This is a genomic window from Candidatus Binatia bacterium, from assembly GCA_036382395.1.
GTDB lineage: Bacteria > Desulfobacterota > Binatia > HRBIN30 > HRBIN30 > JAGDMS01.
The window spans coordinates 1-13,952 of sequence record DASVHW010000453.1 but is presented as its reverse complement, the minus strand read 5'-3'; the positions used below and the strand labels follow the sequence as shown (position 1 = coordinate 13,952).

Genomic DNA, 13,952 nt, shown 5'->3' with positions numbered 1-13,952 from the left:
GAAGTCCGGCCCGTTGGCAAGCGGCTCATCCGAGTTGTCCGGCGGTAAGCCGGGAAGAATGCCGAGACCGTACCAATCCCCACCGAGTGCCGTGCGCCACAACTGGCCGTGCTTGAAGGTCTCCGTCACCAGGTCCCAGGCGTTGGGCTCTCCAAAATCATGAGCCGCATAAACCATGGCTCCACTCAGCGTCACCGCAGGGGCCGGCGGAGCAACGGCGAGCAAAACAGCGACCAAAGCAAACGCGAAGCGCCTCATCGTTGCGAACAATAGTTCACGGCGCGCAGCCCGGCAAGTTCGAGACTGCAGGAGCACTATTGCCTAGGCGGCGCCGGCGAGGTGGCCGGGGCGAAAAATGACCTTCCGGTCCTTGACGACGAGTTGGTCGTTGAGAAAGAGCTGCACGGCCTGCGACAGGACCGCAGCCTCGAGCTCCTTGCCACGCGCCTTGACCTCATCCAGCCTGTCCTCCCCAACGCGGATGTGAAACACGTCCTGCAGGATGATGGGGCCCTGATCGAGCTGCTCGGTGACGAAATGCGCCGTGCAACCGGAGACGCGCACGCCTTCCTCGTAGGCTTGTTTGTAGGCGTTGGCGCCCGGGTGATACGGCAGCAGCGAGGGATGAATGTTGATGACACGGTCGCGGTATTGCTCGATCACGGCCGGACTGATGATTTGCATGTACCGGGCCAGGACCACCAGCTCGGTCTGATACTCCTTCAGCTTCTGCAGCAGAAAGGCTTCATGGCTGGCCTTGTCGGTGGACGGGAACCAGAAAAACGGGATGTTATGTGTGGCCGCCAACGGCTGGAGCACGTCGTGATTCGACAAGACGACGGCCAACTCGCCATTCAAGGCGCCGCGCTCTCGATCGGCGATCAGGCGCTCCAGGCAATGCGCTTCCTTGCTGACCAGGAGGGCGACCCGTTTCGGCTCTTTGTGCCCATGGAGCCGAATGGTCACATCCATGTGGATCTCTTCCCCGATGCGCTTGAGGCCCAGAATCAGCTCATCCAGGTTGATGCCCAGGTCCCTCAGGTCCACGAGCATCGTCATGATGAAGAGGCCCTCCATCACGCGCTGCTCGATGTCCTCGATGTTGATGTTGCACCCGGCCAGATAGGTGGAAATCCGTGCCACCACGCCTTTCTGATCGTGCCCGATGACCGATATGACAGCTAGATTTTTGCTCATTGCTTCACACGGCGAAACCGGCGCCAGCTTAATGGCAAACCCCGGCACCGTCAAATTGCCAAGACTTTCGGGGTCCACCCGTCCGTTCCGCCGTTGAAATTCACCTTGAGACCCGCGGCGGTTTGCTGGCATTAGGGACAAAGCGTGGTTACACTGGCGTTGGGTTATTAGAGGTGGGGTGACGGTCATGCGAAGGAGTGGTGCGATGGACGCAAGAGAACTCAGTCGATTCCGCCGTATCCTCCTGCAGAAGCGCCGAGCGCTCTTTGCGGAGGTCGAGAAGGTCGAGACGGGCTTGCGGCAGATCGCCGAGGACCGTGAACCGGAACTCGAAGAAACTGCGCAGGAAGAGCGTTCCGCCCGTGTGCTGGCGCGGCTGGATGATCGTGGCATGAGCGAACTGGATGAGATCGACGGGGCGCTGGCCCGCATCGAGGCCCGGACGTACGGGCAGTGTGCCAGCTGCGGGGGAGCCATCCCCGTGGCGAGGCTGGAGGCCCTGCCGGCAGCACCGTCTTGCCTCAACTGTGCTGTCCCGGTTGAACCGGGCGGAATTGAGGCGGAGGCCCCTGCCCCGGCGCGTTTGGAGCCGACGGTGCCACCCGACTACAATCTCCTGAGCGGCCGCGAGCTGGAAGAGGCTATACGCGAGCACTTGCGTGAAGACGCGCGTGTGGATATGGAAGAGCTGCGTATCGTCTGCCGCCACGGCGTCGTCCACCTGAGTGGTTCGGTACCCAGCGAAGGTGAGCATCAGATCGTCTCACAGACCATCACGGACGTGATGGGCCTGAAAGAGGTTGATGATCACCTGCAGGCGAAAGAGATACTGTGGCAACGGGAAGACCGTAGCCGGCCAGAAGAGCCGGCGGAAACGCGGCCGTGGGAAGAGCAACCGGGCACCGATGACGTCACCCAGGTGGAGGAGGAAGGGATGGACTTCGTACCCCCTACCCGCCCGGTGCCGGAGGAAGAATGAGGGAAGGCGGGGCTGGTCGAGGACCAGAAAACAGAAGTGAGACACTTGAATTTGCCGGGGCCGCGGCCGTCTAAAACCTGAAACCACAATCCCCCCGGTAATTTTCTTCACACTAAAGAGGCAAAAGAGGCAATTGATGGACAACGGTTTTGGCGCCTTGGCGCTAAACGTGGAAGACGAAGACAGCGCCAGCGTGGTCGATGAGGATTTGGACCCGGATGAAGGGGCCGAAGATCTCAAGGTCGTGGAGGCCGAAGTTCGTGAGGAAGTCGGCGATTATGATCTCCAGTCGCATTTCTTTCAGGACGTCGGCACCACCAGCCTGTTGACAGCGGAAGAAGAGCAAGAGATCGCGCGGGCGATCGTCCGATCCCGCAACAAGCTTCGCCGGCTCCTCCGGCGTTTTCCCCGCCTCACCGCCGCCGCTTTGCCGAAGCACGGGCGGAGCGTAATCCGGCCGAACGACGATTTTCGCGAGCGCGAAACCGTCACGATTCTGGAGTTCGCCCGCCAGCTCCTGCGCTCACGCCGCCGTGTCGAACCGCAGCTCGTGTCGCGCATGCGCTTGCGTGAGTTCGTCCAAGCCATCGACGCGGAATTGGTGGTCTACCGGAAGCTCCGGGACCGCATGATTGAAGCCAATTTGCGTCTGGTCATCTCGTTTGCGAAACGCTACCGGCGTACCGGTGTGTCGTTTCTCGACATGGTGCAAGAAGGAACGCTCGGTCTCATCCGTGCGGTCGAGAAGTACGACCCGGTCAAGGAAGTCAAGTTCGGGACCTACGCGGTGTGGTGGATCTGGCAGCAGATCGGCCGCGCCGGTGACATGCACGGCGGCCTGATCCGCACCCCGGTGCATTGGAACCAGCTCCGCCGCAAGGTGGGCCGCGAAACCCAGCGCCTGCAAACAAAACACGATGGCGCGGTGAACCGCCAAGAGTTGGCAGAGGCGAGCGGCGTGGATGCCGACCGGCTCGACACCATGACCCAGAGTTTCCAGTGCCTGTCCCTTGAGTCACCACTCGGCGCGGACGATGACCGCACCCTGGAGGAGTTGCTCGCCAGTGAGAGCGACGATCCCGAGCAGGGGGCGGCAGCGGTCGACCTGAGTGAACAGCTCGAGGTGGCGCTCTCGCGTCTCCCCCCGCGCGAAGCCGACATCTTGCGCCTGCGTTTTGGCACCGCAGACAGCCAATCGCTGACGTTGGAAGAGGTCGGACGCCGCTACGGGGTGAGCCGGGAACGCATCCGGCAGCTGGAAGCGCGCGCCCTCCGCCAGCTGCTGCCGATCTGTGAGAGTCAAGGCTTACGGGCCTACGTCGACTGAGCCTCCGGAGGCCGGCGCCAGGGCTTTTCCCGCCGGCTCGCTCTGGCCTCCAACCTACCCCTCGCAGATCTGAAGTCTTGCTTCGGCCCGGCAAATACAGCTAGTACAGCCAAGCCGCACATCAGCCTGCTCCTTGAAAGGACGTCACATTATGAAAAAAGGGATTCTCCTGCTCATCACCACGGCCTTCGTGTTCGCGACCGGATCCTCGGTTTGCGCGGGCGGCCCGGAATTGAAGACCGACGAGCAGAAGACGCTCTATGCCCTCGGCGTGATGATCAGCCCGAGCCTGACCCCGTTCAAGCTGACCCCAGCCGAGTTCGATCAGGTTGATACAGGACTCACCGACGGCGTCTTGAAGCACGAGAAGAAGGTGGACCCCGACGCGTACCAAACACAGATCCAGCAACTGATGCACGCTCGCAGCGCCAATGACCCTGCGCCAGAGCAAGAGAAGAAGGGCGCTGCGGAGAAGAAGGACCCATCTACCAGCGCTGCCGCTGACCAGAAGACGCTGTATGCCCTTGGTCTCGTTTTCAGCCAGACCCTTGGTGTGTTCAACCTGACCGAACCCGAGCTCAAGCTGGTTCAGGCAGGACTTGCCGACGGCGCGCTGAACCACGAGAAGAAGGTGGACCCCGAATCGTTCCAGCCCAAGATCCAGCAATTCGTACAGACGCGCGTTGCCGCTGCCGCCGAGCAGGAGAAAAAGGGCGCGCAGGCCTTCCTCGACAAGGCCGCAGCCGAAAAGGGCGCGACCAAGACGGATTCCGGCCTGGTGTATTCCGAGATCACGCCCGGCAAGGGAGCGCAACCGACGGCGAGCGATAAGGTGAAGGTCCACTACCAAGGCACGTTGACCGACGGGACCGTATTCGACAGCTCCGTCAAGCGGGGCGAGCCGGTCACCTTTCCGCTCAATCAAGTCATTCCGTGCTGGACCGAAGGCCTGCAAAAGATGAAGGTGGGTGGCAAGAGCAAGCTGGTGTGCCCATCCAGCATCGCCTATGGCGACCACGGCAGGCCGCCGACGATCAAGCCCGGCGCGGCGCTCGTCTTTGAAGTCGAGTTGCTCGCAATCGAGAAGTAGCAGCCCGAGCCTCACGGGCGCAGCAGACCACGCCGCCAGCAGTCTGTCGGACTTGGCATCCCGGAGCGACCCATCGGGGAGAGCGGTCCGCCGAACCTACGCCGGGGCGCAGCCCCCTACACGGATTCCGTCGCTGCCGGTGCGCCCGCCCGCGGCTTGTCCGTTGCCGCCGCGTAGGTAAACGTCAGCGCTCCGTTCTGCGCATCGATGGTGACGCGGCCGCCATCCCGCAGGCAGCCGAACAGGATCTCGTCCGCCAGTACCCGTTTGATCTCGTTCTGGATCAGCCGAGCCATCGGCCGTGCGCCGTACGTCGGGTCGTACCCTTTGTCTGCCAGATAGCTCCGTCCTGCCGCGGTGAGCTGCAAGAACACGCGACGGTCGTTGAGCTGCGCATCCAGTTCGAGGATGAACTTGTCCGCCACGCGCTCGATGACCGGCCGCGACAGCGGGGCGAACGCGATGATGGCGTCCAGACGGTTACGGAATTCGGGGTTGAACAGGCGCTCGATGGCCTTGGACCCCTTGTCGGCGTTGCTTCGTCCTCCAAACCCAATCGCCAGGGCTGCCATCTCCTGCGCCCCGGCGTTGGTGGTCATGATGAGAATGACATTGCGGAAATCCGCCTTGCGCCCGTTGTTGTCGGTGAGCGTGGCGTGATCCATCACCTGCAGCAGGATATTGAAGAGGTTCGGATGCGCCTTCTCGATTTCGTCCAGTAGCAGAACCGCATGCGGTGTCTTGCGGATGGCGTCGGTGAGGAGGCCACCCTGGTCGAAGCCGACGTAGCCCGGTGGCGCGCCGATCAGCCGCGAGACGGTGTGGGCCTCCATGTACTCGCTCATGTCGAAACGCAGGAATTCGATGCCGAGCGCCGAGGCGAGTTGCTTGGCCATCTCTGTCTTACCGACGCCCGTAGGCCCGGCAAACAGAAACGACCCGACGGGTTTCTCGGGATGGCCGAGACCGGCGCGCGACAGCTTGATCGCCGACGATAGCGTTTGAATCGCTTCGTCCTGCCCGAACACGGAGAGCTTCAAATCGCGTTCGAGCGTCTCCAGCCGTTCGCGATCGGAGATCGAGACACTCCGGGGCGGGATCTTGGCGATCGTCGCCACGACGTGCTCGATGTCCTTGATACGGACCAACTTCCTGCGCTGGCCAACGGGTTGCATCTGGACAATGGCACCGGCTTCGTCGATGACATCGATGGCTTTGTCCGGCAGGTGGCGGTCGTTGATATACTTCGCCGCCAGTTCCGCTGCCGCCCGCAGCGCGCCACGGGTATAGCTCACGCCGTGGTGCCTTTCGTAGTGCGCCTTCAGTCCCTTCAGGATCTCGTGCGTCTCCTCGGCGCTGGGCTCGGGGATCTCGATTTTCTGAAAGCGACGCGCCAGCGCCCGGTCGCGCTCGAAGTAGCTCTTGTAATCGTGGTACGTCGTCGCACCGATGCAGCGCAGTTCGCCCGAGGCCAGGACGGGCTTGAGGATGTTGGAGGCATCCATGGAGCCACCGCTGGTCGCCCCGGCACCCACCACCGTATGAATCTCGTCGATGAAGAGAATCGTGCCCGGCCGTTTACGCAGGGCCTCGATCACCGCCTTCAGGCGTTGCTCGAAGTCGCCGCGAAAGCGGGTCCCCGCCAGCAACGCGCCCATATCGAGGGCATAGATCCTGGCATCCTTCAGCGCCGCCGGGACCTTTCCCTGATGGATCTGCAGTGCCAGCCCTTCCGCCAGCGCCGTCTTGCCGACACCGGCTTCGCCCACGAATATGGGATTGTTCTTGCGGCGCCGGCAGAGAACGCGTGCGGTGCGTGCGAGTTCGTCGGCACGACCGATCAGCGGATCAATCTTGCCTGCGGCCGCGCGCGCGATCAGATCAGTGGTGAAGAGCGCCAGCGGATCTTTTCGCGGGGCGCCCTCCCCTCCCTGTTCCGCGTCGGCTTCCCACTGCGTCTCCTCGCCATCTCCGTTTCCTGTCGGCTCCTCCGCGATCTTCGATACACCGTGCGAGATGTAGCTGACGACGTCCAGCCGAGTGATGCCCTGCTGCTCCAGGAGATACGTCGCCAGACAGTCCGCCTCGCGGAAGATCGCGACCAGGACATTGCGTCCGAGGATCTCGTCCTTGCCGGCCGACTGCACGTGGGCCGCGGCGCGTTGAATCACTCGCTGGAACGCCAGCGTCTGTTGCGGCGCCCTCGCCACGCCGTCGGCGAGGCGTTCCACCTTCTCATCGAAGAAGCGCTCGAGATCGCGTTTCAGGGCCTGCGCGTCCCCGCCGCAGTGGTGGATGATGTCGGCAACATCGGTGTCGTGCAGCAGCGCGTAGAGCAGATGCTCGATGGACAGGAACTCATGTCGTCGCTGCCGGGCCTCGTTGACGGCGAGAGCAAAAATGATTTCGAGTTCTCGGCTGATGCGCATCCCTACGCCTCTTCCATCCGGCAGCGCAGAGGAAACTCGTGCTGGCGAGCCAGCCGTTCCACTTGCGCCACACGCGTCTCGGCAATCTCGTGCGGATAGACGCCCGCCACTCCCGCCCCGTTCTTGTGCACGTGCAGCATGATTTGCAGTGCCTCCCCCTCCGGCCGTTGGAACACGCTCGCCAAGATGTACACGACGAATTCCATGGTAGTGTAGTCGTCGTTCAGCAGAAGCACCTTGTACATCCGGGGCTCTTTGAGCTTGCGTTCGGTACGGGTAGCCGTCGCGACCCCGGCATCGGCGTCCTGTTGCTGTCGTCGTCCGCCCATGTCACCCAAGATAGCATCACCGAGGCGCCGGACAACAGCCGCTTTCGACTGGCCAAAGCCGCTACCGTAGTCCCAGATCGGCGCAGACGAACCCGTCGTGCTCCGCTCGCCCTACGCCGCGGCCGTCGGCAACTTCTTCAATCGCCGCATGAGCAGGGCCAGGCGCAGCATACCCCCAGCCGTCGCACCGCTGGCCAGCGGTCCGATGTTCCAGATCACCAGATGCCGCAGCCCGGCTGCCACCAGGGGGCGGATCTCCTCCACGACCTCGTCGACACTGCCCGCCACCATGCCGGCTTCGAGCAGTTCCGGCGTCACCTGCCGCCGCGCGGCCTCGATCTGCTCGGGGGTCACCACCTGCGGGACAAACTCCGGAAAGCCTTCAAAGTCCGGCCCCAGCGGGTGTCGCAATCCGTGCCGCGTCCACAAGGCCCCGGGCAACAGCATCGCCATGGCGCCGCCGGCAGGGAGTTTCAACAGCTGCTCGGCGACGGCGCGGCGGTTGCTGCCGAGGGCGAGCTGAATCTGCAGGCCAGGCTCGAAGTTCGTCAACTTCCGCCCCGCTTCCGCCGCGCCGGCACGAATGCGGTCGAGGGCAGCGCGGTACTCCTCGGCGCTCATCTTCTTGGTTGGCAACCACCCGTCGCCGAAGCGACCGGTCAAGCCCAGCATGCGAGGCGCATGCGCCGCGATCCAGATGGGAGGCGCCTGGCCTGCGTACAAGGGCGTGGTGAACAGCGCGCCGCGCAGCCGCCATACCGAGCCGTCGAAATCAACTGGTTCGCCGCGGCTCTCCCACAGGCGCCGGATGATTGCGAGGGCCTCCTCCAGGCGACGAACACGCTGCGTGAACGGAATACCGTACGGTTCGGTATTCTCCCGTTCGCCGTTGCCGATCCCGAGGATGGCGCGCCCCCTGGTCAGATGATCGAGCGTGACGAAGGCCTGCGCCAGCGTTGCGGGGTGGCGGCGAAAGGGCTCCGTCACTCCCGTACCGATGCGCACCCGCCGGTAACGCGCCGCCATCATTCCCATCATGACGAATGGATCGAAGTAGGCGTCGGGTGACGGAATCAGCTTGGCCGCGGGAGTCAGTCCCGGCCCCCACACCGACCGTGGGATAAAACTCAGATAATGATCCGGCAAAAAGAACGAATCGGCTCCCATGAGCTGGAACATGCGCAAGCTCATGCGCTCGAGGTTCATCGGTGCGGTGCAATTCGTTTCCAGCCCAACCGACAGCCGTCCCGCCATGACGTTTCCCCTTTGCGCCAGCAAACCGTTACGCCGCCCTATACGCCAGCACCTACACGATGACCAGGATACGGACTTGTAGGCAGGTACCAGCTCAAAGGCAAGGTAGTCGGCGTCATTCTTGCGCTTGCGTGGCTATCGAATATAATGAATCAAATTCCGTTCGTTATGACACCGTTGCTTTGGTTCGGTCAGCCGTTGAAACGGGCGATCACGCCCCACCTCAGCCTGCACCTTCTCACGAGGGCAGTCGTCACATGCATTCGAACGCCACAGTGTTCGTAGTCGACGACGACCCGGCAATTCGCCAGTCGCTGCGCTGGCTCATCGAGTCGGTGGGCCTGAATGTCAAGGTCTTTTCGACGGCCCAGGAATTCCTCGAAGGCTATGACCCATCAACGCCCGGGTGCCTCGTCCTCGATATCCGCATGCCGGGCATGAGCGGGCTTGATTTGCAGAACGAGCTGGCGACACGCGAAATCCAGGTCCCTATTATCATCATCACGGGTCACGCCGAGGTCCCCGTTGCTGTGCGCGCCCTCAAGGCGGGAGCAATGGATTTCATCGAAAAGCCCTTCAGCGACCAGCTACTTCTGGATCGCATCCGCCGTGCCATTGAGGTTGACGCACAGTCCCGCCGCGTCCGGTCGGAGCAGGCTGAGGTCGACGCGCGCCTGGGACAACTCACGCCGCGGGAACGCCAGGTGATGGATCTCGTCATTGCCGGCAAGGCGAACAAAGTGATCGCCTCCGAGCTCGGCCTCAGTCCAAAGACCGTCGAGGTCCACCGCGCCCACGTGATGAAGAAGATGCAGGTCGCTTCTCTGGCCGACCTCGTCCGCCTCGGGATGATGGCACGAGGCGAGAATTCCAAGACATAGGCCGTGCCCACCACTTTCCGATTCCGCGCCACTGCGATAAAAACTCCTGGTGGACCGAGATTCCGCCAACAAGCCCGGGGCGCTCGACCAGCTCGAACAACTCCGCGACCACACACTGCGCCGACTGCCTCGGTTGCGTGTGCGAGGCCCAGCGCACGCGCTGCGTTTCATCAACGAGGTCGGTCTGGCTTCATTGTTCGCCACTCGAGGGCTCAATCTGCCGTGTCTCTGGCTGGCGGTGTGCGGACGGCGTGAGCCGCAGTTCCCGCACCACAGTCACCACGATCCTGAGGTCGGTCTGACATGGAATCTCAAGGACCAGCTTCCGGCGGAAGGCAAGGTGTTTTACGCCAAGCTGATTCGCGGCAAACCGACCTTCGTGGCGTGGGATGTTTTCCCCGACGTCTACCGGCTCTTCGGACCGCGGCGGGACTACTTGCGGCAGTATCGCGATGGCCTGTTGTCGCCAAACGCCAAGGCGATCCTCGACGCCCTGCATCGTAAACGGCCGCAGGACACCTTTGCGCTGAAGCTCGCAACAAACCTGGCGCGCCCCAGTCAGCGGAGCCAGTTTGATGCCGCCATGGCGGAGGTACAACAAAAGCTTTACGTCGCCATGCGTGAGGCCCGTTACGATCCGTTTACCTACGTGTGGGATCTGGTCGAAGCCCGCTTCCCTGAACGCGTCGCCGCGGCGCGACACCGCCCGCCACGGGAGGCCGCGCGGGCCTTGGCGCAGCGATATCTGCAGGCCGTCATCTACGCCAGCGAGCAGCAGCTGCTGAGCGTGCTCGGAGACCGCTCACACCTGCAGCCCGCCATCGCCGATCTGGCGCGCGCCGGCAGCATCGAAGTGGACCGTCGCATCACCGGCTTACCGGGGAAATGGCTGGTCCTTGCCAGCACGACACACGGTCCGTAACGTGGCGGACATTTCAGAGTCTGTGATTGTTGGGTCTCGCAAAATACAGTGACACGCTTGCATACCGATCTCCCCGAGTAGCCTGATCCGGCGCTAACTCCACAACTGCCCCGCCCCGCAAGGGATCCTGAGAACCGGCTGGGTGTGAAACTGGAGCCGGGCTGCCCCCAGCCCGCATCAGCTGCTCACACGGCAAACAAAGGACGGCGTGAGGGCACGCCGGCTCCAGTCAGGGCTCCGCCCCGCCCTTAGCGCCGGATTAGGGCGGCACTCCGGCGCTTGCCAGCTGGTGTCCGAGCAGTTATGAACCACAACATGAAAAATTCCTCGACGTCGGAGCCGCGAGAGCGGGTCATCGCGCCGATTTGCGTGGGAGAGCACGGGCTCATCACGGTGCCGCCGCGCTACCGGCGGGCGCACGGGCTCGGCAAGGGCAGCCGTATGCTCGCCGTTGAGGTTGCAGACGGATTGGTGCTGATACCGTCCGACGACGCCTTGGAGCGGCTCTCCGAGCGCCTGCAAACGGCCCTGGCACGGCATGGGGTGACCGCGGACCAGGCGGTGCGGAACCTCGACAAGATCCGCCGACGCCGGTTCCAACGCCGGCACGGCCCACGCTGACGCGCCGGCACGGCTGTTCCTCGACTCGGGCGTTCTCATCGAGGGACTGCTCTCATCGTGGAGCGCATCCCGCGGTGTGCTGATCCTCGGGCGCTGCGGGTTGTTCCGGATTGTCCTCGCCAACGACGTTCGGAGGGAGGTTGAAGAGAACCTGACCGATCTCCTGTCTGTCGAGCCGGTTCTCGCCGACGAAGCCATCGCGACGTACGACAAACTGCTGCGGTTGCTGAACCCCGAATGGATCGGCGCCACGAGTGACGCGGAAGTTGAACGCCACCGCCACTTGATCCGGCACGCTGCGGACGTCCCTATTCTCGTTGCCGCCTTGAAGGCCCGACCGACTTGGCTGGTCACCACCAATACGCGCCACTTCAACGGCGCAGTCGCGGCGCGCACAGGCCTCCAGATCTGTACACCCCACCACCTCATCGCGCGCATTCACGTCCTCCGCTAGCGCCTTCCTCTCCAAAGGTTTCCTCCCGATTTGTCTGTCGCCGTAGCACCGGCTTCCAGCCCACACATTTCCCTGCGCTGGGCAAAAAGAGTGGTGGCGGCAGCCGTCTCTGGCTGCCGCCTTTCTCGCGCAGTCCTCCGCGCCCGTCAGTGCTCCACGAGGATGACGTTCTCCGCTTCGTCCGCGATGAAGAGGCCGACGATTGGGCTGAAGGCGAGGCCCACCGGATCGTTGAGACCGGCCTTGCCCGCACCCACTGACTTCGGCGCGCCGGGCGTGTGGGCGATGACGCCCGCCTGGCCGGCCACGCCGAGCACGGTCGAGACTTTCTTGCTCGCGATCACGATCTTACGGACGAGCGAATTACCCGCGTCGGCGACGAAGAGGTGGCCGCTGCCGTCGTAGGCCAATCCCAAGGGCTGGTTGAAGCTCGCAGCACTCCCGACGGCGTTCTTGGCACCGACAACCCCCGCCGTGCCAGCTACGGTCGTCACGTTGCCGGCCGCGTCCATCTTGCGGATTGTGCCATTGCCGGTGTCGGTGATGTAGAAGAAGGCCGTGCCGTCGTAGGCGATGCCGACGGGGTGGTTGAAGAGGGCGTTGCTACCGCTGCCGTCCGTGGAGCCGACGTTTCCCGCCGAGCCGGCGACCGTCGAGACGGTCCAGGTGTTGAGGTCGATCTTGCGGATGGTGTCGTTGTTCGTGTCCGTGACGTAGATCCCCGCCACGCCGTCGAACGCCAGCCCTGAAGGCTGGTTGAAGCGCGCGCTGGTCCGGTAGCCGTCGGTGGAACCTACACTTCCCGCACTACCGGCGAACGTCGCGACCGAGGTGGTAATGGGTGACATCACGCGGATCGTGTCGTTGAGGCTGTCGGCGACGAACAGGTCGTTCGAGTTGTCGAGCGCGAGGCCGAGCGGGCCGTTGAAGGTGGCGACGGTGCCGGTGCCATCGTTACTTCCGGTGACGCCCGGAGTCCCGGCGACCGTTGATACATTTCCTGTTGGGTCAATACTGCGAATAGTTGCATTCACCATGTCGGCTACGTAGGTGACACCGGCTCCGGGATCGTAAACAAGCCCTGTTGGACCGTTAAACCGAGCTGACATTCCAAGATCGTCTTGGCTCCCATCCGTAGAAGCCGTGCCGGCCAGGGTCGTAACGATCGCACCCGGCGCAAAAGCGCGGATAGTTGAGTTATCTCTATCGGCAACGTAAACGGTACTATTCAACGGGTCGGAGTGACCGCCACAGGGGATCTGAAGCTCGAAGCCCCATCAACTCCGTCAGAACTACCCGCCGCACCCGCTGTTCCAGCAACGGTGGTAACACTCGTTGAAGCCACGTCAATCTCTCGAAGCGTATCGTTGACGGAGTCAGCCACATAGAGATTCGCGCCATCCCAGGTGAGCCCCATAGGTTCCCAGAAGCGCGCGTTGGATCCACCACCATTAGCAGTTCCCGGCATTCCAGCAGCTCCAGCCAGAGTTGAAGTTGTTCCGGCCCCCAGATCGATCTGGCGGATAGTTTCATTTTCTGTGTCTGCGACAAACAGCTTGCTGGAACCGTTGAAGACGAGGCCCTGAGGATGCTTGAAACGGGCGACACCGCGGATCATGTCCATACGCTGTTGTCGCTCGGGCGCACCTGGACTGTTGCCGACGTCGTCGAGGAGGTCAAGAAGAGTTCCTCAAAGTACATTGCTCAGGGCGTCGCCCTGGGCTTTCGAATCATTGCCCCTTTGGGGCGCCGGACTGCCAACCCGTTCGGCGCCCTGCTGCCCTTAAGTTAACGCACTGCGGCCCATCGTCCTGGGTCGGAATTGGCTGTTCGCTGGCAGTGAAGCCGCTACGCATCGCACAGCCATCCGCTGTTCACTCGTGCAGACGTGCAAGCATCTGCAGATCAATCCGTTCGTGTATCTGCGCGACGTCATCGAGCGCGTCTCCACCCATCCGGCCCGCCGCGCCGCTCGAACTCACCCCCCGCGAGTGAAAGCGCCTGGGGCAGGACTCAGGATTTACCGTGACAGTTGACGCGCAATCTCAAAACTTATAAAGGGCTTATCCTTCGGTGGAGGTGTGAAATGAAGAGGCTGATTACTGCCGCACTTATCGTTCTTCTGCCTGCAAGCATCACTTGGGCTGGAGTAACCGTGGGGGCCCCCGCTCCGGCAGCCGCTCCGGCAATGGACGAAGCCGGTTTGATCATGCTCGGTCTGGGCTTGGCCGCTACTGGGATCGCATTCCTACGCCGGAAGTAGTCTTCCGCAAAGACGCCTGTGTAATGCTTCGGATGGATACATCGGAGGCCTCATGAAGGTAGGTATCACAACGGCTTTGCTTTTGACTCTCCCACTCGCGGCGCACGCCGGGGGAACGGTGGCGTTGACGGCTGCCCCGGCGATGGACGAAGGCGGCTTGGTCATGTTGGCGCTCGCATTGGCCGGTACAGGGCTGGCGTTGCTGC

The 13,952-nt window shown here is 62.8% G+C and carries 13 protein-coding genes; 7 read left to right on the top strand and 6 right to left on the bottom strand.

Annotated features, from left to right (window positions below; all coding sequences use genetic code 11):
- Window positions 1-321: 321 nt before the first annotated feature.
- A complete protein-coding gene (locus tag VF515_22420; protein HEX7410384.1) occupies window positions 322-1,197 on the bottom strand; it encodes a formyltetrahydrofolate deformylase in 876 nt (291 codons plus the stop codon).
- Between the two features lie 205 nt (window positions 1,198-1,402).
- Between VF515_22420 and VF515_22415 the strand changes: the two genes are divergently transcribed.
- The 3 genes from VF515_22415 (at window position 1,403) to VF515_22405 (ending at window position 4,593) form a co-directional block, all read left to right on the top strand.
- A complete protein-coding gene (locus VF515_22415) occupies window positions 1,403-2,176 on the top strand; it encodes a BON domain-containing protein (GenBank protein ID HEX7410383.1) in 774 nt (257 codons plus the stop codon).
- Between the two features lie 136 nt (window positions 2,177-2,312).
- On the top strand, window positions 2,313-3,503 hold the full coding sequence (locus tag VF515_22410) for an RNA polymerase sigma factor RpoD/SigA (protein HEX7410382.1): 1,191 nt from the start codon (window positions 2,313-2,315) through the stop codon (window positions 3,501-3,503).
- A 151-nt stretch (window positions 3,504-3,654) separates the two neighbouring features.
- A complete protein-coding gene (locus VF515_22405) occupies window positions 3,655-4,593 on the top strand; it encodes an FKBP-type peptidyl-prolyl cis-trans isomerase (GenBank protein ID HEX7410381.1) in 939 nt (312 codons plus the stop codon).
- 116 nt (window positions 4,594-4,709) lie between these two features.
- Here VF515_22405 and clpA read toward each other — a convergent pair whose 3' ends face one another.
- From clpA to VF515_22390, 3 genes are all read right to left on the bottom strand, one after another.
- Complete coding sequence (gene clpA / locus VF515_22400; protein HEX7410380.1) at window positions 4,710-7,022, bottom strand: ATP-dependent Clp protease ATP-binding subunit ClpA; 2,313 nt, start codon at window positions 7,020-7,022, stop codon at window positions 4,710-4,712.
- A gap of 2 nt (window positions 7,023-7,024) precedes the next feature.
- Complete coding sequence (clpS, locus tag VF515_22395) at window positions 7,025-7,351, bottom strand: ATP-dependent Clp protease adapter ClpS (protein ID HEX7410379.1); 327 nt, start codon at window positions 7,349-7,351, stop codon at window positions 7,025-7,027.
- A gap of 111 nt (window positions 7,352-7,462) precedes the next feature.
- Entirely contained in the window at window positions 7,463-8,605 is a 1,143-nt protein-coding gene (locus tag VF515_22390; GenBank protein ID HEX7410378.1) for an LLM class flavin-dependent oxidoreductase, read from the bottom strand.
- A 257-nt stretch (window positions 8,606-8,862) separates the two neighbouring features.
- On the opposite strand from VF515_22390, the gene fixJ reads away from it, so the two are divergent.
- The 4 genes from fixJ (at window position 8,863) to VF515_22370 (ending at window position 11,483) form a co-directional block, all read left to right on the top strand.
- Window positions 8,863-9,486: a response regulator FixJ gene (gene fixJ / locus VF515_22385; protein ID HEX7410377.1), complete on the top strand. Its 624-nt coding sequence runs from the start codon at window positions 8,863-8,865 to the stop codon at window positions 9,484-9,486.
- Window positions 9,487-9,535: 49 nt separating this feature from the next.
- Complete coding sequence (locus VF515_22380) at window positions 9,536-10,408, top strand: hypothetical protein (protein HEX7410376.1); 873 nt, start codon at window positions 9,536-9,538, stop codon at window positions 10,406-10,408.
- Between the two features lie 315 nt (window positions 10,409-10,723).
- Entirely contained in the window at window positions 10,724-11,029 is a 306-nt protein-coding gene (locus tag VF515_22375; protein ID HEX7410375.1) for an AbrB/MazE/SpoVT family DNA-binding domain-containing protein, read from the top strand.
- A 13-nt stretch (window positions 11,030-11,042) separates the two neighbouring features.
- Window positions 11,043-11,483 (top strand): PIN domain-containing protein, encoded by a 441-nt coding sequence (locus VF515_22370; protein ID HEX7410374.1) that lies wholly within the window; start codon window positions 11,043-11,045, stop codon window positions 11,481-11,483.
- A 146-nt stretch (window positions 11,484-11,629) separates the two neighbouring features.
- Here the strand turns inward: VF515_22370 and VF515_22365 are convergent, their stop codons facing one another.
- Entirely contained in the window at window positions 11,630-12,592 is a 963-nt protein-coding gene (locus VF515_22365; GenBank protein HEX7410373.1) for a hypothetical protein, read from the bottom strand.
- A gap of 119 nt (window positions 12,593-12,711) precedes the next feature.
- Window positions 12,712-13,107: a hypothetical protein gene (locus VF515_22360; GenBank protein ID HEX7410372.1), complete on the bottom strand. Its 396-nt coding sequence runs from the start codon at window positions 13,105-13,107 to the stop codon at window positions 12,712-12,714.
- Window positions 13,108-13,952 lie beyond the last annotated feature (845 nt).

Bases quoted from the DNA above. Each gene is read 5' to 3' on its own strand.
- VF515_22420 (HEX7410384.1), bottom strand. From the start codon at position 1,197: ATGAGCAAAAATCTAGCTGTCATATCGGTCATCGGGCACGATCAGAAA.
- VF515_22415 (HEX7410383.1), top strand. From the start codon at position 1,403: ATGGACGCAAGAGAACTCAGTCGATTCCGCCGTATCCTCCTGCAGAAG.
- VF515_22410 (HEX7410382.1), top strand. From the start codon at position 2,313: ATGGACAACGGTTTTGGCGCCTTGGCGCTAAACGTGGAAGACGAAGAC.
- VF515_22405 (HEX7410381.1), top strand. From the start codon at position 3,655: ATGAAAAAAGGGATTCTCCTGCTCATCACCACGGCCTTCGTGTTCGCG.
- clpA (HEX7410380.1), bottom strand. From the start codon at position 7,022: ATGCGCATCAGCCGAGAACTCGAAATCATTTTTGCTCTCGCCGTCAAC.
- clpS (HEX7410379.1), bottom strand. From the start codon at position 7,351: ATGGGCGGACGACGACAGCAACAGGACGCCGATGCCGGGGTCGCGACG.
- VF515_22390 (HEX7410378.1), bottom strand. From the start codon at position 8,605: ATGGCGGGACGGCTGTCGGTTGGGCTGGAAACGAATTGCACCGCACCG.
- fixJ (HEX7410377.1), top strand. From the start codon at position 8,863: ATGCATTCGAACGCCACAGTGTTCGTAGTCGACGACGACCCGGCAATT.
- VF515_22375 (HEX7410375.1), top strand. From the start codon at position 10,724: ATGAAAAATTCCTCGACGTCGGAGCCGCGAGAGCGGGTCATCGCGCCG.
- VF515_22365 (HEX7410373.1), bottom strand. From the start codon at position 12,592: ATGTCAGCTCGGTTTAACGGTCCAACAGGGCTTGTTTACGATCCCGGA.
- VF515_22360 (HEX7410372.1), bottom strand. From the start codon at position 13,107: ATGGACATGATCCGCGGTGTCGCCCGTTTCAAGCATCCTCAGGGCCTC.